The 20,822-nt window shown below is 66.8% G+C and carries 15 protein-coding genes; 4 read left to right on the top strand and 11 right to left on the bottom strand.

Features of this window, described 5'->3' with window-relative positions; genetic code table 11:
- Positions 1-39 precede the first annotated feature (39 nt).
- From ACFQ24_RS21440 to ACFQ24_RS21490, 11 genes are all read right to left on the bottom strand, one after another.
- On the bottom strand, positions 40-2,967 hold the full coding sequence (locus tag ACFQ24_RS21440) for a PAS domain-containing protein (protein WP_380914992.1): 2,928 nt from the start codon (positions 2,965-2,967) through the stop codon (positions 40-42).
- A 150-nt stretch (positions 2,968-3,117) separates the two neighbouring features.
- Positions 3,118-3,279 carry a hypothetical protein gene (locus ACFQ24_RS21445; protein ID WP_380914994.1) on the bottom strand — a complete coding sequence of 54 codons (162 nt, stop codon included), beginning with the start codon at positions 3,277-3,279 and terminating at the stop codon, positions 3,118-3,120.
- Positions 3,280-3,305: 26 nt separating this feature from the next.
- Complete coding sequence (locus tag ACFQ24_RS21450; RefSeq protein WP_380914996.1) at positions 3,306-4,073, bottom strand: ZIP family metal transporter; 768 nt, start codon at positions 4,071-4,073, stop codon at positions 3,306-3,308.
- Between the two features lie 10 nt (positions 4,074-4,083).
- Complete coding sequence (locus ACFQ24_RS21455; protein ID WP_380914998.1) at positions 4,084-4,596, bottom strand: ferritin-like domain-containing protein; 513 nt, start codon at positions 4,594-4,596, stop codon at positions 4,084-4,086.
- 12 nt (positions 4,597-4,608) lie between these two features.
- Positions 4,609-5,565, bottom strand: coding sequence for a manganese catalase family protein (locus ACFQ24_RS21460; RefSeq protein ID WP_380915000.1), 957 nt, complete (start codon positions 5,563-5,565; stop codon positions 4,609-4,611).
- Between the two features lie 26 nt (positions 5,566-5,591).
- The gene (locus ACFQ24_RS21465) at positions 5,592-5,846 is read right to left on the bottom strand and encodes a hypothetical protein (RefSeq protein ID WP_380915002.1); all 255 of its coding nucleotides are present in this window, start codon (positions 5,844-5,846) and stop codon (positions 5,592-5,594) included.
- A gap of 237 nt (positions 5,847-6,083) precedes the next feature.
- Positions 6,084-7,025 (bottom strand): alpha/beta hydrolase, encoded by a 942-nt coding sequence (locus ACFQ24_RS21470; RefSeq protein ID WP_380915004.1) that lies wholly within the window; start codon positions 7,023-7,025, stop codon positions 6,084-6,086.
- A gap of 26 nt (positions 7,026-7,051) precedes the next feature.
- Entirely contained in the window at positions 7,052-9,691 is a 2,640-nt protein-coding gene (locus ACFQ24_RS21475) for a glycoside hydrolase family 3 C-terminal domain-containing protein (RefSeq protein WP_380915006.1), read from the bottom strand.
- A gap of 130 nt (positions 9,692-9,821) precedes the next feature.
- Complete coding sequence (locus tag ACFQ24_RS21480) at positions 9,822-10,964, bottom strand: glycoside hydrolase family 43 protein (RefSeq protein WP_380915008.1); 1,143 nt, start codon at positions 10,962-10,964, stop codon at positions 9,822-9,824.
- Positions 10,965-11,156: 192 nt separating this feature from the next.
- The gene (locus ACFQ24_RS21485; RefSeq protein ID WP_380915010.1) at positions 11,157-12,695 is read right to left on the bottom strand and encodes a tryptophan halogenase family protein; all 1,539 of its coding nucleotides are present in this window, start codon (positions 12,693-12,695) and stop codon (positions 11,157-11,159) included.
- A gap of 65 nt (positions 12,696-12,760) precedes the next feature.
- Complete coding sequence (locus ACFQ24_RS21490) at positions 12,761-15,646, bottom strand: TonB-dependent receptor (RefSeq protein WP_380915012.1); 2,886 nt, start codon at positions 15,644-15,646, stop codon at positions 12,761-12,763.
- A gap of 280 nt (positions 15,647-15,926) precedes the next feature.
- Between ACFQ24_RS21490 and ACFQ24_RS21495 the strand changes: the two genes are divergently transcribed.
- The 4 genes from ACFQ24_RS21495 to ACFQ24_RS21510 all read left to right on the top strand — a co-directional run bounded on the left by ACFQ24_RS21495 (position 15,927) and on the right by ACFQ24_RS21510 (position 20,808).
- A complete protein-coding gene (locus tag ACFQ24_RS21495) occupies positions 15,927-16,610 on the top strand; it encodes a SapC family protein (protein WP_380915014.1) in 684 nt (227 codons plus the stop codon).
- Positions 16,611-16,626: 16 nt separating this feature from the next.
- Complete coding sequence (locus ACFQ24_RS21500) at positions 16,627-17,637, top strand: cupin-like domain-containing protein (RefSeq protein WP_380915016.1); 1,011 nt, start codon at positions 16,627-16,629, stop codon at positions 17,635-17,637.
- A gap of 50 nt (positions 17,638-17,687) precedes the next feature.
- Entirely contained in the window at positions 17,688-18,755 is a 1,068-nt protein-coding gene (locus tag ACFQ24_RS21505) for an alpha/beta hydrolase (protein WP_380915018.1), read from the top strand.
- A 91-nt stretch (positions 18,756-18,846) separates the two neighbouring features.
- Positions 18,847-20,808: a sialate O-acetylesterase gene (locus ACFQ24_RS21510; protein WP_380915020.1), complete on the top strand. Its 1,962-nt coding sequence runs from the start codon at positions 18,847-18,849 to the stop codon at positions 20,806-20,808.
- The last annotated feature ends 14 nt before the right edge of the window (positions 20,809-20,822 follow it).

Raw genomic sequence — 20,822 nt, forward strand, 5'->3', positions numbered from 1 at the left:
CTTGTTCAGCGACGCGCGGCGGAGAGTGCGTAACGCATGTTAAGCCATCATCCCGGCGATGCGTTCCGCGAGCGTTTCCATCGCGAAGGGCTTGGTGACGAGCGCCATGTTGGGGGCGAGCTGGCCGCTGCCCAGCACGGCGTTTTCGGCATAGCCGGTGATGAAGATGACGCGGAGGGACGGGATGCGGGCGAGCGCGGCATCCGCCACCTGCCGCCCGTTGAGGCCGCCGGGCAGGCCGACATCGGTGATGAGCAGATCGATGTCGTGCCTCTGGTCGAGGATGGCGAGAGCGCCGGGGCCGTCCTCCGCCTCCAGCACATGATAGCCCGCGTCCTGCGCTACCTCCACGGCGAGCATCCGCACCGTGGGTTCGTCATCGACGACGAGGATGGTGCCGAGGCTGGCGGGATCGGGCGCGTCGGTCCGCGCGGCGGGGCCGATGTCCGCCCCGTCCAGCTCCGCGTCCGCGCCCTCCAGCCGGGGGAGGTAGAGGCACATGGTCGTGCCCGCGCCGACTTCGGTATAGATGCGCACCTGCCCGCCCGACTGGCGGACGAAGCCGTAGATCATGGAGAGGCCAAGGCCGGTGCCCTGACCCATCGGCTTGGTGGTGAAGAAGGGGTCGAAGGCGCGCGACACGACGTCCGGTTCCATGCCGGTGCCGGTGTCGGTGACGGCGACGCTGACATAGCCGCCGGGCAGCAGGCCAACGTCGCGAGCGGCGCGATCGTCGAACAGGCGGTTCGCCGTCTCTATGGTGATGCGCCCGCCGCCCGGCATCGCGTCGCGCGCGTTGATGCAGAGATTGAGGATGGCGTTTTCAAGCTGGTTGGGATCGACCAGCGTGGGCCAGAGACCGACCTGTCCCACGGTTTCGAGATGGATGGCCGGGCCGACGGTGCGGCGGATCATGTCTTCCAGATCGCGGATCAGCCGGTTGACGTTGGTGGGCTTGGGATCGAGCGTCTGGCGACGGGAGAAGGCGAGCAGCCGGTGGGTGAGGGCGGCGGCGCGGCGCACCGCCCCTTGCGCGGCGACCGAATATTTCTCCAGTTCGTTGGCGCGGCCCTGCTTGATGCGGATCTGGATCATTTCCAGCGCGCCGGAAATGCCGGTCAGCAGATTGTTGAAATCATGGGCGATGCCGCCGGTGAGCTGGCCCACGGCTTCCATCTTCTGCGCCTGGCGCAATGCTTCCTCGGCCCGGTCGCGCTCGGCGGCGGTGACGCCCACCTCTTCGGTCAGCCGCTGCTTGTCGCGCTCCAGCTGGCGCTCGATCGCCTTGCGCGCGGACACGTCCATCATCGCGCCGACCATGCGCAGCGGCGCGCCGTCCGCCGAGCGCAGCACATAGCCGCGGTCGAGAATGTCGGCATGGGTGCCGTCGGCGCGGGCGAAGCGATATTCGTCAGTCCAGTCGGTGCCGTCGCCATCGATGACCGCGTGGATGCTGGCGTCGATGCGGGCGCGGTCGTCGGCATGGATATGGCCGATCCACCAGTCGCCGGTCGGATCGACGTCCTTCAGGCAATGGCCGTAATTGCGCTCCAGCGCCTCGTTCCAGGTGACGTGGTTGGCGCGCAGATCCCAGTCCCAGACGGCATCGTTGGTGGCGCGGCCGGCGAGGCGAAGGCGCTCCTCGATCTCGCGCCGGGCGGCGTCTGCCTCGCGCTCGGCCGATACGTCCTGCACCGTGCCGACGAGGCGGATGGGATCGCCACCGTCGAAGAAGGCGAGGCCATGGGCGCTGACATGGCGCAGCTTGCCGTCCTCTATGCCGATGGTGCGATATTCGACCTCAAACCGGTGATTGCCTTCGGGGTCGAATGCGGCGGTGACGGCGCGGTCGGCACGCTCCCGATCGTCCGGGTGGAGGCCGGCGAGGAAGGCGCTGTCATAGCTGACCGGTACGCCGGGCGACAGGCCGAACAGTTCGCGGCAGCGATCGTCCCACACCAACGTCCCTTCGCGCGGGCGATAGTCGTAGCGGCCGAGTTCGGCGGCGCGGGCGGCGAGTTCCAGCTCCTCGCGGCTGCGTTCCAGCGCCTCTTCGGCGCGGCGGCGTTCGCTAAGGTCGGTGAACAGGACGGCGACATGGTTGAGATGCGGCGCGTCGACGCGATAGGCGTGGACCAGGAACCAGCGGTTATCGAGCGCGCTCGCCGGCAATTCCACCTGTTCGGACTGGCCGGTGCGCGCGACGCGGCCGTAAAGGTCGAACCATGTCTGTTCATGATCGGGCGCGATATCGCGCATCCAGCGGCCGACCGGGTCCGCGATGCCGCTCTGGCGGGTGAAGGAGTCGTTCACTTCGAGGAAGCGATAGTCGACGGCGCGGCCTTCATCGTCGAACTTCATCTCTATGACGCAGAAGCCCGCGTCGATGGAGTTGAACAGGCTGCGGTAGCGGGCCTCGCTGGCGCGCAGCTCCACCTCGCCCCAGGCGCGGTCGGCGGCTTCGCGGGTGCGCAGCGCGACATCCTCCGCCAGCGCGATGTCGGGCAGGCTCCACATGCGCGGCCCGCCGTCATGGACGTAGAAAATGCCCTCCAGCCGCCCTTCGCGCAGGATCGGCACGACGATGAGGGCGCGGGTCTGGATGCTGGCCCAGCCGGCGGCATGATCACGCACGCGGGGGTCGGTGTCGCTGTCCTCCACCACCAGCGTCTGGCCGGTGCGCAGTTCGGCGATGACCTCCGGCCCGAAACTGTCCAGCAGCCGCGCTTCGCCTGCAAGGCTGGGCAGGGAGCCTGACCAGTCGGCATCGACGCGGACGTGAAGCCCGTCCGCCGTTATTGCCGCGACGCCGCACCGGCCCGCCTGCAGCCGCTCGCCCAGCATTTCCGCGGCGGCGGCGAGCAGCGCATGGGGATTGTCCAGCCCACGCAGCCGGTCGATCAGGGCGATCTGGAACGCTTGCCGGTCGATCAACTGTTCGCGGCTGAGATGGGCGGATCGGGGCATCGGGCTACTCGATAGGCGACATCATGCTTCTAAGCTGCCCGGCGCGTTGAGCAAGTAGGATCAATCTGATTTCGATCAGGACAGGGAGTTCCGTAGCGGCGGTGGGTGGAGGCGAGGGGCGCGCCGGCCAGGGCGCGCCCGCATCGCCCTTCAGGGCGTATCGCGCCGCGTTTCGTCGTCGATGCTTTCGGGCACGGCAGCGTCCTTGCCGGGCTGGTCAGGGCCATCCTCCGTGCCGGGGCTGCCTTCCTGCGGCGGGGGGATGTCGGGGCTGCCTTCGGCGGGCTGGTCTTCGGTGTCGGGCTTGGTCATGCGCTTTCTCCTTCTTGGGTCGGGTTTCAGGCGAGGGCGACGTCGAGGCAGGTCATGAGGGCTAGACCGGCAAAGAGGCTCATATGAGCGGCGCGGCCTTCGTCCTGCAGTTCGGGCGCGATCTGTTCCATGACCACGCCGATCATCGCGCCGGCGGCAAGGCAGAGGGCGACGGGCAGGAGCATGGCGAACCGATCGACCAGCAGCGCGCCCACGGCGCCGAAGACCGGCTCCACCAGGCCCGACAGCAGCGCGCCAGAGAAAGCCACGGCCGGGCGGTGCCGCAGGGCAAGGGCGCTGGCGACGGCGAGCCCTTCGGGCACATTCTGGATGCCGATGCCGAGTGCGGTGGCATAGCCCTGACCCCCGGCGTCCTGCGCGAAGCTGACGCCGACGGCGAGGCCCTCGGGGGCATTGTGGAGCGTGATCGCCGCGACCAGCATCCAGATGCGATGGCCGGTGCGGTCGATGCCGTCAGCGCCGGTGAAACGATCCACCGAGAAGCGGCCGAGCAGCAGCATCAACGCGCCGCCCGCCATCAGCGCCAGCGCAACGGTGGAGGCAGCGGGCCAGCGGCCCATGCCCAGCCGGTCCAATATGCCGATCGCAGGCACGATCAGCGAGAAGAAGGACGCGGCGAGCATGACGCCCGCCGCGAAGCCCAGCATGACGCCCTGATAGCGGGCAGCGGCGCGGCCCACCCCCAGGATGGGCAGGCCGCCAAGGCCGGTGGCCGCGCCCGCCGCCAGACTGGCCAGCGTGCCGGCGAGGACCGGCGGCAGGGCGTCGGTCATGATCGCCGGGTCAATGGCTGGCCTGTTCGCCCTGGCTGCGCAGGGCAAGGAAGCGATCGATCACCTTGGGCAGGGTTTCGTCGAGGAAGGTGACCATGGCCAGTTCCTCGCGCAGGCTTTCCTCCAGTTTCGGGATCGCGGCCTCGAAACCGCCAGCCTCGGCCATGGCAATCAATGCCTTGTAGGCCGCTGCTTCGTAATTTTCGAAGGCATAGTTGGCGAGGCTGTTCTTGACGATCTCATCCGGGGCGAGCGCGTGGGAGAGCGCGGCGACGCTCCCCCCGAATTTGAGCGCCGCGTCCTTCAATGCGGATGGGCTTTCCCCGAAACTGTCGAGGATCGATTCCAGCCGTTCGATCTGACGCTCGGTTTCGCCGCGATGGGCGCGCAGCTGCGCCTCCACCTCGGCATAGTTGGCGAGATGTTCGATCTGGCGGTCCATAATGCCGAGCGCCTGATGCTCGACCGCATGGGCGTCGCGCAGGCCTACGATGAAGATGTCGCGAACGCTGTCGGGGTTCATCGGCATCTCCCTTCAGACCGCCGTCTTGGCGAGGGCCTGCGCCCGTGCATCATCCATGTCGGACGCGCCGCCCAGATCCTCGTCGGACAGCTTGCCCGCGCCTGGGCCGCCGCCAAGGTCCGCGCCGGTGACGGGGCTGAGGTTCGGGTCGGACTTCAGGCGGCCGGTCATGGCCGCATAGTCCTGCATTTCCTGATCGCCGAGTTGCACTGACGCCTGGCCGTCGCCGCTGTCCGCGGGAAGGCTGGCGGGGATGTCGTCGATCCGTTCCCACTGCTCGCCCTCGTTCCAGGGGCCGAGCGCGTCGCCTTCGCCCTGCGACGTGTTGACATAGGTGTTGGCGAAGGCGGCGAGGCCCGGCAGCTTGCCCGGCGGGAAATTGTCCTTGATCGAATAGAGCGCCTTTTCAAAGCTCTTCTGGTGTGCGACCTCGCGGGTCATGAGGAAGCCGAGCGCATCCTTTATGCCGGCGTCGTCGGTGATGTTGATCAGCCGTTCGTAGACGATCTTCGCGCGGCTTTCGGCGGCGATGTTGGAGCGCAGGTCGCAGGTCGGATCGCCGCGGCTGTCCACATAGGCGGCGGTCCATGGCACGCCCGACGAGTTGGTGAGGGCGGGGCCGCCGCCATAGAGGATCGACTGGGTATGGCTGTTGCCGCCCGCGTTGATGGAGAGATAGAGGTCGGCTTCCTCCATCGTCGCTTCGGTCAGGCTGGACTTCGCGCCCTTGTTCAGCATGGCGACGATCGAGCCGATCACTTCCAGATGGCTGAGTTCTTCCGTCGCGATGTCGAGCAGCATGTCCTTGCGGCCCGGATCGTCCTCTGCGAGGCCCTGCGTGAAATAGCGCATCGCGGCGGCGAGTTCGCCGTCGGGGCCGCCGAACTGCTCCAGCAGCAGCGAGGCAAGCGCCGGGTTCGGCTCGGCCACGCGGACGGTATATTGCAGCCGCTTGTTGTGCATGAACATGGGAAGAGTCTCCTAGAGGAAGGGGTTCAGGCGATGGGGGGACGACTGGATGAGGGTGTCAGGCGGCGGACGAAGATGGCGAGCGCGGCGGCCATGGCGACGAGCGCGGCCAGGCCCGCGACGCCGGCCAGGATGAGGTCTGCCCGCAAGGCGGTGCCGGTCCATTGGGCGTAGGCGAGCATCAGCAACAGGGCGATGCCGGCGGCGTCTATGGCCGCGCCGAGCAGCAGCCGGAACGGCGCGGGGGCGCGGGTGGGGGATGGATTGCGATGTGGGGACACGGGGGTCGGCTCCGCTGTCTGGATGACATGCTAAGGCCTTGGCGGGCCTTAGCGTTCCGGTGCGGTGGCCGTGGCGCTGACGCAGGTTAGCGGGCGTGATCCCAGGCTATAGGGGAAGGGTGCGGCGTGGGTCGGAGCAGAGGGGAAGAAGCGGGATCCCGGGTCGAGCCCGGGATGACGGGCGCATGTGGATGGGGGCGAGCGCGCGAAAGGTGGCCCGCCCCGCGCCTTATGGCGTCACTTGCCCTTGGGGGCGAGCCAGCCGTGCATGTCGAGCCAGCGGACGAAGGCGTCGAACCAGCCGGTGCTGGTGGTCTTCTTGGGATACATGCCGAAACCGTGGCCGCCCTGTTCGAAGAGGTGGAATTCCACCGGGCGCTTGGCGGCGCGCCAGTCGTCGATCAGCTTGAAGTCGCGATTGCCGAACAGCGGATCGTCCGCGGCGATGCCGGCGAACATCGGCGGGGCGTCGGCGGGGACGGTCATGCTGCCGAGCGGGCCGTAGATGTTGCCGACGAAGGCGGGCTTCGCGTCGGTGGAAAGGGCGGTCGCCATGGTCAGCATCGCGCCCGCCGAAAAGCCGATCATGCCGATCCGGTCGGGATCGACATGCCATTGCGCGGCGCGGCTGCGGATCAGGCGGAAGGCGGCCTTGCTGTCTTCCAACTGAGGGGCGAGGTTCATCGCGGCGCGGTTGGCGGCGGGCAGAGGCGCGCGCGCCGCGCCGGCGAACATTTCCGCCATCGACTTTTCAAAGCCCGCCATGTCGGCCGGCGTCTGGTTCAGGCGATATTTGATGACGAAGGCGGCGATGCCCTTGGCGGCGAGTGCCTTCGCCACGTCATAGCCTTCATTGTCCATCGACAGCGTGCGGAAGCCGCCGCCCGGCGCGACGATGATCGCCGCGCCCGACGCCTTGGCGGGATCGGGCAGGAAGGGGGTGAGGGTCGCCATGGTCACGTTGCGGGCGAAGCGGCTGCCATATTGGCGGTGCCAGCTTTCGGTCGCCTTCGCGCCGGGGAGGGGGCCGGTGCCGAGGTCGATCGCGTCCGGCTGGGCCGGGATCGCCATGGGCGTCATCTTGTCCTGGTCCTCCTGCGCCTGCGCGAAGGCGGGAGCGGCCAGCGCACAGGCGGCGAGGCCGAGGGCGATGCGGCGGGTGAGCGACTTCAATGCCATTGCAAAAATCCTGCTCTAAAGCGTTGTTATTTGGGCAGGGGAACAGACTTCGTGACGCTGTAGCGGACCTGCTGCGTCTGCACGCCTTCGCCGGGCTGGCCGCTGCCGATGCTCAAGGCATAGTCGCCGGGGATGAGCGCGCGTTCGCCCGCCATGGTGACGAAGCTCAGGTCGCGGGGCGAAAGGGTGAAGACGAGGTCGCGGCTTTCGCCGGGTTTGAGCGACACGCGCTGGAAGCCGCGCAGGGCGATCTTCGGCGCGCCCTCGAAGCCGGGCGGGGTGATGTAGAGCTGCGCGACGTCATCGCCCGCGCGCGCGCCGCTGTTGGTGATGCGGGTGCGCACGGTGATGCCGTTTTCGACTGCGCCGCCGACCGGATCGATCGCAGGGGCGGTGTAGGTGAAGCGGGTGTAGCTGAGCCCGTCGCCGAAGCGATAGACGGGCGTGCCCTTGAAATAGCGGTAGGTGCGGCCGTTCATGCCATATTCGGTGAAGGGCGGCAGGTCCGCGACGCTCTTGTAGAAGGTCAAGGGCAGGCGGCCGCCGGGATCGGTCTTGCCGGAGAGGACATTGCCCACGGCAAGGCCGCCCGACTGGCCGGGATACCAGGCCTCCAGGATGGCGGAGGCATTGTCCTTCGCCCAGCTAAGGTCGATGGCGCTGCCGTTCATCGCGACGACGATCAGCGGCTTGCCGGTGGCCTTCGCCTTTTCAAGGAAGGTGCGCTGGTCGGCGGGCAGGTCGAGCGTGGTCTTGTCGCCGCCCGAGAAGCCCTCGACCTTGACCGGCATCTCTTCGCCTTCAAGGTCGGAGGTGAGGCCGACGACGGCGACGATCACGTCGGCATCCTTCGTGCCGGCGGCGAGATCGCGGTCGAGATTGTCGGTAATCCGCTTCCAGAAGATGGCCGGGGCGGCGGGGATGCCGCTTTGCCCCTGAAGGCGGACGGCGTAGCGCTGGCCCTTGGTCATGGGCACGTCGACCAGCTTCAGCGGTTCGGCCCAGCGGCTATAGTCGGATGCCGAGACGACCGGCTTGCCGTTCAGCGACACCTCCCCCTTCACGCCGGTCAGCGCGAGGCGGTAGAGGCCGGTTTCGGGGGCGATTAGATAGCCGGTCCAGATGATCTTATGCTCGTTCGCCACCTGCTTGAACTCGGCGGCGCGGGAGACGATGCTTTCTTCCGTGCGGACGAGGACGGGCTTGGCCTGATACTGGTCCTTGGCGGTGGCGTTATAATATTCGGCGCGGATGCCGGGCTTGCCATCCGGCGTGCGCAGCGCCGTGCCGGGGACGAGATCGCCATCGGTGATGGAGGGGCTGAACGGGATCAGCGTGACGGCGGCGCCGGGCATCGCCTGTTTGAGGCCGTCCGCGACCGAGATGGGCGGCGCGCTCTTGGCGGAACTATAATTGCCGCGCAGCACGCGGGTGGCGTCCGCCAGCGGACCGGCCAGAGCGATCCTGGTGCCGGGCTTCAGCGGCAGGACGCCGTCATTCTTGAGGAGGACGAGGCTCTTTTCCGCGGTGTCGAGGGCGAGTGCCTGATGCTGCGCCGTGCCGATGGCCTTGACCGGCATGGCGTTGGGCTTGCGCGCCGACAGGCCGGGCAGGTCGCCGTTGCGCAGCCGCGCGGAGAAGAGGCGGACGAGCGCGGTGTCGATATCCTCGACGCTGATATGGTTTTTCGCCAGCGCGTCCTTGTACCGGTCGCCAAGGCCCTGCTTGCCGCCGAGCGTCGCGTTGTTGCATTCGCTGTCGACGCCCCGGCGCAGCGCGACCGCGACGCCGGTGGCGGCGTCGGGGGCAAATTTGTGATGATCATAGATGTCGACCACGGCGTCGCAGTCCGACACGACATAGCCCCTGAACCCCCAGGCGTCGCGCAGATAGTCGGTGAGCAGCATCGGGCTGCCGCAGGCGGGTTCGCCATCGACGCGGTTATAGGCGCACATGATCGAGCCGGCCTTGCCCTCTACGATGGCGGCGCGGAAGGCGGGGAGGTAGGTGTCCTCCAGGTCGCGCTTGCTGGCGAAGATATTGTCGGTGTGGCGGCTCGGCTCCGGGCCGGAATGCACGGCATAATGTTTGGGCGTGGCGACGACATTGGGCAGGTCGGGATTGTCGCCCTGCATGCCCTGAATGAAGGCGACGCCGATATGGGCGGTGAGGAAGGGATCCTCGCCATAGGTTTCCTGCCCCCGGCCCCAGCGCGGATCGCGGAAGATGTTGATGTTGGGCGACCAGGTGTCGAGCCCGGTGCCGATGCGGCCGAGATGCCCGGTCTGGCGACCGAGCGTATGCAACGCCTGCACCTCCGTGCTGATCGCGGACGCAACCTGCTTGACCAGGGGTGCGTCGAAGGTCGCGGCGAGGCCGATGGGTTCGGGGAAATTGGTGGTCGGCACCGCGCCGATCGCGCCGTGCAGTGATTCCGTCCACCAGTTGTAGGCGGGGATATTGAGGCGGGGAATGGCGGGCGCGGTGTTGAGAAGCTGATCGACCTTCTCGTCCAGGGTGAGCTGGCCGACGATGGCGCGGGCCTTGGCATCGGCCTCCGTCCAGACGTCGCCTGCAGGCGCTGCGGCGGCCTGCGCATGGGCGAGGGGCGAGGTCGAAAGGCACAACATCGCGCCGGCCGCGCGCAACAGATAGGCGGTCTTCATGTCAGTCTCCCCGAGGCGGTGGCGCCGCTGGCCGGCGTCCTGATGCTGGCGGGGGAGCCATGCGCCCGCCCCATATGTGTCGTAAAAAAAAAGGCGCGGGGGAGGGCACTTCCCCCGCGCCCGGGCGCGCTCAGTCGGCAGCGCCTTTCTTCACGAACGGATTGATCGTCTGGATCGTGCCGTCCGGGTTATACTTCAGTTCCGTCACCTTGACGTTGCGCAGGCGGGTCTGGCCGGACAGCTGGCTGTCGGCGTAGAAGAGCCACCATTTGCCGCCCCATTCCACGATCGAATGGTGGGTGGTCCAGCCTTCCACCGGCTCCAGGATGCGGCCCTTGTAGGTGAAGGGGCCGTAGGGGCTGTCGCCTATGCCATAGACCAGATAATGGGTGTCGCCGGTCGAATAGCTGAAATAATATTTGCCCTTATATTTGTGCATCCACGACGCCTCGAAGAAGCGGCGGTCATGGTCGCCGCCCAGCAGCGGCTTGCCCTTGTCGTCGACGATCTGGATTTCGCGCGGGGTTTCGGCAAATTCCAGCATGTCGCCGGACATCTTCGCCACGCGCGGGGCGATGGCGGGCTTGTCGTCCTGGCCGAGGTCGGTCTTGGACCCGTTGGCGTCATATTTGCCGCCCAGGTTACGCTGAAGCTGGCCGCCCCAGATGCCGCCGAAATACATGTAGCTCTGCCCATCGGTGTCGGTGAAGACGGCCGGATCGATCGAGAAGCTGCCCTTGATCGGCTGCGGCTGGGCCTTGAACGGGCCGGTCGGCGACTTGGAGGTCGCGACGCCGATGCGGAACGCGCCTTCCTTGTCCTTGGCCGGGAAGTAGAGATAATAGGTGTCGCCCTTCTTCGCGGCGTCGGGCGCCCACATCTGCTTGTCGGCCCAGGGCACGTCCTTGACGTCGAGCGCGACCGGGCCGACCGTCACCGGGCCGCCGATCTTGTCCATCGACAGGATGCGATAGTCGCGCATTTCGAAATGCGCGCCCAGATCGTCCTCCGGCGTCGGGCCGTCAATGTCGTGGCTGGGATAGACATAGATCTTGCCGTCCCAGACATGGGCGGACGGATCGGCGGTGTAGATGTCCTTGACCAGCGGCTGCGACAGATATTCGGATGCGTCGCGCCTGGCTTCCTTGCCGGCGGCGGCGTTCGGCGCGGCATCGTTGGTGGCGGACTGCTGGCATCCAGACAGAAGCGCGGCCGTGGAAAGAAGGGCGGTGAGGAGGGGGGCGGCGCGACGGGCGCGCAGGGATTTGGTCATGCTGATCCTCTCAAGTTGTCTGGCATTTGGATAACGCTAACATGGAATGGGCGCAATCCTTGTTACGGATGGTTCGCATGGGCGGATGATGGTTTGCAATCTGGCGAAAACCGCTCTCTGGTAAAAATGATAGCGCAATCATAATGGGCCGGCTGGACGGTTGTTGCGAAGCCTTGTCAACGAGGCGGCCGGTCAGACCGGCTGCAATCCGTGGCTTACGATCTTGTCGATGAGGTCGCGGTGGCGCGGCAGGCCGGCGCGCAGCTTTTGCGTCATCGCGGCGTTTTCGCGCATCGCGCGGCTGGCGAGCGAGGCGTCGCGGGTCAGCGCGCCGCGATCCACCTCCGTGCGGAAGCCCATGCCGTAGAGCACATATTGATAGCTGGCGACGGGAAACACCTCCTCCACCCGGTCGAATTCCTCATGGAAGCCGGGCGGCTGGTATTTCCACAGCAGCAGCAGATCCTGAAGCCGGTCGGGGATGGATTCGGGCCGGACATTGTCGCGCCAGAAATCGCTGTCGGTGCGCTGGGTCAGGACATAATGGAGCTTCAGGAAGTCGATGATCCGGCCCCAGCGATAATGGGTGGTCGCGTTGAAGCGCCGGGCGACGATGTCCATCACCTCGCGATTGGCGGGCATCTGTTCGGCGATGATCTTCGCCGACAGTTCGATGAGGACGATGGCCGAAGCCTCCAGCGGTTCCAGGAAGCCGGCGGCGAGGCCCACCGCGACGCAATTGCCCTTCCAGAACGTCTCGCGGTGGCCCGAGCGGATCTTGATCTTGCGCGCGGACAGGCCTTCGGCGGCGGGGCCGACATAGGCGCGCAGCTCGCGCTCCGCCTCTTCGTCCGAGATATGGTTGCTGGAATAGACATGGCCGGTGCCGCGCCGCGACTGCACGCCGATGTCCCAGATCCAGCCCGCGCTCTGCGCCGTCGAGATGGTGTGCGAGGCGATCGGGCTGTCGGGCGCGTCATAGGGCACCTGCATCGCGAGCGCGGTGTCGCAGAAGAGGATGTCGTTGCAAGGCTTGAAGGGCACGCCCATCACCCCTTCGATCAGCAGCGCCTTGAACCCGGTGCAGTCGACGAACAGGTCGCCCTCCACCTCGCCCGCCTGGGTGGTGCGGATGGCGCGGATGTCGCCATTGTCGCGCATCAGCACGTCTTCCACATCGGCCAGCACATGACGCACGCCGAGCTTTTCGCAGCAATGGCGTTGCAGGAAGGGCGCGAACTTGCCGGCGTCGAGATGATAGGCATAGTTGGCGAGCGCGTCATATTCGGCGGTCGCCATCGTCTTGGGCGCGAGGCCCTCGTCGCAGATGCGCCCCTGCGAGCAGACGCTGTTGCAGAAACTGTCATCGCCGTCGGCGGCGAGCCAGTGCGGGGCTAGGTTCACCTGGCCGAAGCTCTGGGGCAGCATCAGCGGATGATAATAGCCGTCATGCGGCGCGCCGGTGGTCCAGCGGGCGAAATAGGCGCCCTGCTTGAAGGCAGCGTCGCATTCGCGGAAGAAGTCTGTTTCGGAAACGCCCATGCGCGACAGGGTGCTGCGCATCGTGGGCCATGTCCCTTCGCCAACGCCGATGATGGGGACGTTGGGGGATTCGACCAGGGTGACGGTGAAGTCGGCGCGTCCCTGATGCCGCGCGGCGATGACGCCGGCGGTCAGCCATCCGGCGGTTCCGCCGCCGACGATGACGATGTTGCGGACCGGAGTGACCATGGGACAAGGATACCCCTGAAAAGGGAGGGGGTGTCAAGCGACACCCCCTCCAGGGCGAGACACGGTTAGAAGCGGTAGCGCACGCCCGCAGTGAAGCGGCGACCGTAGGCATAGACATCCAGCAGCTGGTTCGAGAACCGGCCGTGGGTGCTCTGCGTTTCGTTCGTGATGTTGAGCGCTTCGCCGAAGACGCTGAACTGATCGGTCAGACGGATGTTCGTGCTGAGGTCGATCTGAAGCGCCGAATTGACGAAGGTCGGCTCCGCGCCATAGAGCGAGTTGTTCTGCGCCTGGCCGAACTGCGACAGATATTTGTCGCGCCAGTTGAGCGCAGTCCGGAATTCGAAGCCGTTCTTGTCATAGAAGGCCACGAGGTTCGCGGAGTTGGCGAGACCCGTCACGGCAAAGCCGCTGGTCGACAGGTCGGAGCGGTCATAAGGCTTGTTGGTTTCGACAAAGGTGGCGTTGGCGTTGAAGCCGAAGCCGCTGTCGCCGAACACATGCTGCCAAGCGAGTTCCACGCCGCGGACGGTCGCGTCGGGGCCGTTCACGCGCCGCGAGACGGTGAACTGCGCCGGCTGGCCGGTCGACGGGTCGATGACGCCGTTGATGGTGGCCCGTTCGGTGCCCGCGACGATGAAGTTCGACACATTCTTGATAAAGAAGTTCACCGACGCATAGCTGTTGCGCTGGTAATACCACTCCGCCCCGAAGTCGAAATTCTCGGCCAGATAGGGCTTGAGCGCCGGGTTGCCGCCAGTGGCGGTGAGGGCGCCGACGCGCTGGCCGCTGCCGACGTTGAGCACCGGCGTGAGCGTGTTGAGGCCCGGACGGGTCAGCGTGCGCGAAGCGTCGAAGCGGACGTGGAATTTGTCCGTGATTTCCAGCTTCATGTCGATGGCCGGCAGGAAGTAGGAATAGGTGCTGCTGGTCGACACCGGCTGCTCGGGCGTGAAGGCGATGGTCAGCAGCGTCGGGTCCGCCGCGCTGCCCACGATCGAGGTCGGAAGGCGACCGATGCCCGCCGAGATGATCTTCGTGCTTTCCTCACGGCCACCGGCGTTGACCTTGAAGGGCATGCCGGCGATTTCGGTGTTGAAGCTGGCGCTGATCCAGGCCGACCAGCTCTTTTCCAGGATGTTCTGGACGCTGCCTGGGTCGAGGGCGAGGTCGATCGTGCCGTTGAAGCCGGTGCAGCAGCCGGTGTTGTAACCCGGCGTGTTGGGGCCGACCCACAGGCTTTCCAGATATTGCGAATAGGCGCGGGCGTCATAGTTCAGCAGGACCGGCGGCAGCGAGCCGCTGAAGCCCGGAATCCAGCCCTTCGTGCTGATCGTGCCCTGGATCAGGCTGGCGGGGATCGGGACGCCGGAGGTGCGGCCCGACGGTGCGCCGTAACCCGCATAGGCCTGCCAATAGTTGTTGGCGAAGGTGTTGCGGTTCTGGAGGGAGAATTCATCCTCCATGTACCGGCCGCCGACCTTGATCGTCAGGTCGTCCTGCTTCCAGGTCGCGCCCAGACGGAACTGCTTGATTTCGTCGCTGTTCTTCTGCGCGGTGCGGACGGTTACGTGCGATCCGATGATCGACTGGTCGGTGAACCGACCCTGGTTGCCCGCGGGGCCGTAGGTCGTGAGTTCGGGAATGACCTTGCTGCTGTCGCCGGTGACGCGGACGCCGAGGCTGGTGCCAAGCAGGCCGCCATAACCTATGTCGGCGCCCTCGCTGCTGACCTGCCCGTCGGGGTTTAGGCGGCTTTTGGAATAGCTGGCGTCAGCGTCGAACGTCAGATTTTCCGTTGCGTCCCACTTCAGGTTCAGGCCGACCTGGTTGGTTTCCAGGATATTCTTGTCGGTTCCGGCGGTGAAGTCCGTGGGGGTGCTGGCCTGCGTGAAATCGACGATCGTGCCGTTGCCGTCCAGTTTGACGCCACGCAGGTCGTCCTGGTTGAACCAGACGCCGAAGCCGTCGATGTCGGTCGTGACCTTCTGACGCGAATAATTGTCGTCGATGGTCAGCAGGATGTCGTCGGACGGCTGCCACTGGAAGGCGATGCGGCCGTCGATCCGCTCATCCTTGGTGTAGCGCTGGTCGGCGCCATATTGCTGCGGATACCAGGCGGTCGTGTTCTTGATTTCATCCGGGTTACGATTAGGCGTGCCCGGTTGCGACGGACGGCAGATGGTCGCCGCGCTGCCGGAAATCTGGCACGGCGCGATCCTGTTACCCTGCCAGCCCGAAACGAACACGCGATTCGTCTGTGTGTCGCGGCGGGTGTAGATGGCGTCCACCAGAATGCCCATCGTGTCGTCGGCGAAGGTGGTGCTGAACAGGCCGCCCACGGTCGGAACGACCTTGCCCGATTCATCCTGCACCGAACCCGACGCGCTCATCGCGACGCGGGTGCCCGGCTTGTCGAAGGGCTTGGGATAGGAGATGTTGAGCGTCGCGCCGATGGAGCTGCTGGACAGCGAGAGTTCCGGCGTCTTGTAGACGGCGAGCTGACCCACGAAGTCCGCGCCGACCGTGGTGAAGTCGACCGAGCGGCCGCCCGACGCGGTCGAGATGCGGCGGCCGTCCACCAGCGTTTCGTTGAAGTCGCCGCCGAAGCCGCGGACCGAGATGCCCTGCGGTTCGCCGCGCGAGCCGTTCCGCTGGATCGAGACGCCCGGCAGGCGCTGCAGCGAGGCGGCGACGTTGGAGTCCGGGAACTTGCCGATGTCTTCGGCCGAGATGACATCAACCACGCCGGAGGATTCGCGCTTGATGTCGAGGTTGCGCTGAAGCGATCCGCGAATGCCGGTGACGACGATGTCGGCGTCGCTGGCTTCGGCTGCGGCCGACCCCTGTGCGAAGGCGGGCGTGGCGGCGACGAGCGCCATCAGGCTGGCCGTGGCGGCGAGCGCGACGCGGCGGCGTGCGGACGAAATATCTATGGGATTGTAACTCATGATCCTCCCCTTGGGTCACAGTCTCGCATGACCGCCGCCGCACCATTGCCGCGCCGATCCTTTTATTCAGCAGGGGGGAGTTGCTTCCGCCTATGCAGGCAGATTTCATCATCCTCCCGGCTCTTCTTTTTTTCTGAGAGAAATGTTAGCGCTATCGAAACGGCCGATCAAGCGAAATTATATAGGATATGGTCGCAGGACGTAAAAGCGGTTAACCCGCTAGGAAATGCTGGGATTCGCGCTGCGGAAAAAGAGGCGCGGGACGAGAATGGGAGGGGTCATGGATAGTCTGGAACTGGTCAATAGTGGCGCACATGCAACAGTGCGGATGAGACCCGCCCACAGGGGCGCGAACGCATTCGTGCGCATCGTGCTGGGCGAATTTGCTGCCGCGTCGGCCGCCTGCCCGCTGCTTTTTTCCAAACATGCCGAAACCGGCGCCTTCTATGCCGGCGCGTTGATGGGCTTTGCGGAGGGCGAGGATTTGACGCTGTCGCCCGACGACCGGCCGGCTTTCCTCCCGCTGGAGGCTGCGCGGGAAGGCTTCTTCGCGGCCGACGAGAATATCGCGCTGGATCCGGCCCATGCCCGCTTCGCGGCGGCGGACGGCGAATCGCTGTTCGACATGGAGGGGCAGCCGACTGCGGCGTTGAAGGCGGTGCAGAAGGCGCTGGGCCGGCTGATGGCGGACGGGCAGGCGACCGATGCCTTCATCGCCGCGCTGCTGGCCCATCGGCTGATCGAGCCGATCGATATCGCGCTCAGTTTCGATGATGGCGAGCGGCTACGACTGGAGGGGCTCTATACGGTCAGCCTGGACGCGCTGGGCGACCTGGACGATGCGGCGGTGCTGGCGCTGTTCCGGGCGGGGCATTTGCAGTTCGCCTATATGATGGCGGCGTCGTTGCAGCATATCCCGCTGATGGCCCGCCGTCGCAACGCCCGCCTGGCCGTCCCGGCCTGACGCCGGCGACCGCGCCATGACCCCCACCGATGCCGCCGTGCAGGAGATCGCCGCCCGCGATGTGCAGGGCCGGGAGGGATTGCGCGCCCTTGCCGAGGCGGGGCGGCCGGTGGCGATCCGGGGGCTGGGCGATGACTGGCCGGCGGTGGCGGCCGCGCGGGAGAGCGATGCCGCCGCGCTCGCCTATGTCGGGCGATTCGACGCGGGACTGACCGCCGAATATTTCGCAGGCGATGCCGCGCTCGCCGGGCGTTATCATTATGGCGACGGGCCGGACGGCTTCAACTTTGCGCGCGAGTCCCTGAGCGTTTCCGCGGCGCTCGCCCGGATCGCGGCCAATGCGGCGGGCGAGGGCACGGGCTATATGGGGTCGTTGCCGGAGGAGACCTATTTCCCCGGTTTCGCGGAAGAGAATGTCTGCCCGCTGCTGGGACCGGAGGTGCGGCCCCGGCTGTGGCTGGGCAACCGGTCCACCGTTGCCTGCCATTACGATACCTATGACAATATCGCCTGCGTGGTGGCGGGGCGGCGGCGCTTCACCCTCTATCCGCCCGAGGCTATCGGCGATCTGTATGTCGGGCCGATCGACCATACGCTGTCGGGGCAGCCGGTCTCGATGGCGGCGGCGGACCCCGACAATCCCGCCTATCCGCGCTTTGCAAGGGCGCAGGAACGGGCGGTGAGCGTGCTGCTGGAACCGGGCGATGCGCTCTATATGCCCAAGCTCTGGTGGCATCAGGTGGAGGCGCTGGGGCCGGTCAACATCCTGGTCAATTATTGGTGGGACGAATTTCGGGCCGGGCCGGATTCGCCGCACACCGCGATGCTGCTGGCGATGATCGCGGTGGCGGAACGACCTGCGGCGGAGCGGGCGGCGTGGCGCGCCTTTTTCGATCATTATGTCTTTCGTCCCGACGGCCACCCGCTGGCGCATATGCGGCAAGAGAAGCACGGCGTGCTGGGGCCGCTGGCGGCGGGGAATTACGGGCGGATACGGACTTTGGTGATGAGGCTGCTGCGCGGATGAGAGGCGCGGGCGGGGGTTTCTTTCGGACGTTTCAGGCAGGAGAGAGTGGGATGAAGCGACTGGCATGGGCGGCGGCGATGATGGGCGCTACGGTGCTGGGGGCGTCTGCAATCGCGCAGGTGGCGACGCCGGGGGCGCAGGCAATCGCAGGCGCGAAGGCCGTGACGATCCAGCGGATCAAGGTGCACAGCGCCGCGATCGAGGGCAATCTGGAGGGTAACGCGGCCGACCGCGACGTGCTGGTGGTGCTGCCGCCCAGCTATGGCAAGGAGCCGAAGCGCCGCTATCCGGTGCTCTATGCGCTGCACGGCTATTCGATCGGCGCGGAGCAATGGGCCGGGGAAATCCATGTGCCGGCAACGATCCAGAACGCCTTTGCCAAGGGCGCGAAGGAAATGATCGTCGTGCTGCCCGATTCCAAGACGGTGCACAACGGGTCGATGTATTCCAGTTCGGTGACGACCGGCGATTTCGAGCGCTTCATTTCCCACGACCTGATCGCCTATATCGACGGCCATTACCGCACCATCGCCAAGCGGGAGAGCCGGGGCCTGGCCGGCCACAGCATGGGCGGATACGGCACCAGCCGCATCGGCATGAAGCATTCCGACATGTTCGGCGCGCTTTACATCATGAGCCCCTGCTGCCTGTCGGCGCGGACTGCCGGGCCGATCGACGCGAAGGCGGTGGCAACGTTGGAGCAGGTGAAGACGGAAGCCGATTCGGCGAAGCTGCCCTTCCTGCTGCGCGCACAGCTGGCGGTCGGGGCGGCATGGTCGCCCAACCCCAAGGAGCCGCCCCTCTACATGGACCTGCCGGTCAAGGGCGGCGTGGTGCAGCCGGATGTGCTGGCGCGATGGGCGGCCAACGCGCCGCTGGCCTTCGTCGACCAGTATATAGGCAATCTGAAACGATACCGCGCGATCGCGATCGACGTGGGCGACAGGGACGGGCTGAAGGACGATGCGCAGAAGCTGCACGAGACGATGGAGAATAGCGGCGTCGCCAACAGCTTCGAAATCTATCCTGGCGACCATACGAGCGGCGTGTCTTTTCGGGTACAGGACAAGGTCATGCCCTTCTTCTCGCGGAATCTGGATTTCGGGACGGCGAAATAGACAGGCGAGCCGCCCGCATCGGGCTGTCATGTTAGCGTTAACAACAACGTGCGGGGCGGGCAGCTACAGCCGCCTCGCGGAAGGAGATGCGATGACGTTCCCACATCATGCACGCCGGTCACTGGCCTTGGCCGTGAGCCTGATTGCCCTGTCCGCCACGGCGGCCGACGCCGCGCCCCGGTTCGATCCGCTATTCAGCGACCATGCCGTGATCCAGCGCGACCATCCAGTGACGGTCACCGGACGCGCCGAGGCCGGGGAGGTGGTGTCGCTGTCCTTCGCCGGGCAGACGCGGGAGGTCCGCGCCGACCGCGACGGACGGTTCGAGGCACGGTTCGATCCCGTCGCGACGCCCGGGCCGGTGACGCTGGAGGCGCGCGCACCGTCCGGCACCGCGAGCGCGCGCGACGTGGCGGTGGGCGACGTGTTCCTGTGTTCCGGCCAGTCCAACATGGAGCTGGAAGTGCGGTTCGCGCAGGATGCACGGGGGCAGACCGGTGGATCGGCCGACGACCAGCTGCGCCTGATGCTGGTGCCAAGGGCCGTGGCGGACACGCCGCTGCGCGATTTTCCCAAGGCGCCGGTGTGGCGCGCGGCGGGGCCGGACAGCGTTGGCGATTTTTCTGCCGCCTGCTTCTACATGGCGCGGGAATTGCGCAAGACGGCGAAGGTGCCGATCGGCGCGATCGCGAGCAGCTGGGGCGGATCGCGCATCAGCCCTTGGATGGGCGCGCGGGCGCAGGCGGCGGTGGGGCAGTCGGCGCAGTCGGACCTCGTCGCGCTGCACGGCCGCGATCCGATCGCCGCAGAGCGCGCGGCGAGCCGGGAATGGGAGAGCTGGTGGCGCAAGGCGACGGGCGACGCCGCCGGCAAGGAGCCGTGGCAGCCGGGCGCGGCGCTGGACTGGACGCCGGTGCCGAAGATCGGGCCGTGGGAGGAATGGGGCGTGTCGGCGCTGTCCGCCTATAATGGCATGGTCTGGTATCGCCGCGACATCGACCTGACAGCGGCGCAGGCCAGGGCGGCGAATGCGAGGCTGTCGCTCGGCCTGCTGGACGATGTCGGCCGGGTGTGGATCAACGGCAAGACGGTCGGGATGAGCGCCAGAAGCTGGCAACCGAGCAGTTTCGACGTGCCGCCCGGCGTGCTGAAGGCCGGGCGCAACGTCCTGGTGGTCAATGTGCTGGACGGATATGCCAATGGCGGGCTGTCGGGACCGGCCGAGGTGTTGAACCTGTCGCTGGGCGCGGCGGGCGATGTGCCGCTGGGCGAGGGGTGGCGCTATGTCGTGCCGGCGCAGACGCCGGACGGCGCGCCGCGCGTGCCATGGGGCGACACGACCGGCATCGGCACGCTCTATAACGGGATGATCGCGCCGCTGGGGGCCATCGGGCTGAAAGGGGTGGCCTGGTATCAGGGCGAGTCCGATGTCGATCTGCCCGGTTATGAGGATCGGATGCAGGCGATGATGGCCGATTGGCGGCGGCAGTTCGGATCGCCCGACCTGCCCTTCGTCGCGGTGCAGCTGGCCGCCTATGGCGCGCCGGTGACGCAGCCGGAGGACAGCGGATGGGCGGCGATGCGCCAGACGCAGTACCGGGCGATGGCGGCGGACGCGCATGGCGGGCTGGCGACGGCGATCGACATCGGCGATCCGTTCGACATCCATCCGGGCGAGAAGCAGGAGGTCGGCCGCAGGCTGGCGCGGGCGATGCGGGCGGTGGCCTATGGCGAGCCGGTGTCGCGCAGCGGGCCGCAGGGGGCGCGGGCGACGGCGACCACCGATGGCGGCGCGGCGATCGACTTTACCGGGCTGACGGGCGGGCTGCATACGCGCAGCGCCGCGCAGGCCATCGGCTTCGAGCTGTGCGGGGCGGAGGCGGGAAGCTGCCGCTTCGTGCCCGGCCGGGTGGAGGGGACGCGGGTTGTGCTGGCTGGCGACGGCCGGCCGGCGACGCGGGTGCGCTATGCCTGGGCGGACTCGCCGGTGGTGAACCTGTATGACGAAGCGCCGTTGCCGGTGGGGTCGTTCGAGCTTCCCATCGCGCGATGACGGCGGGCGGGGAC

Origin of the sequence: Sphingobium olei, assembly GCF_042678845.1 — a bacterium.
Lineage (GTDB): Bacteria > Pseudomonadota > Alphaproteobacteria > Sphingomonadales > Sphingomonadaceae > Sphingobium > Sphingobium olei.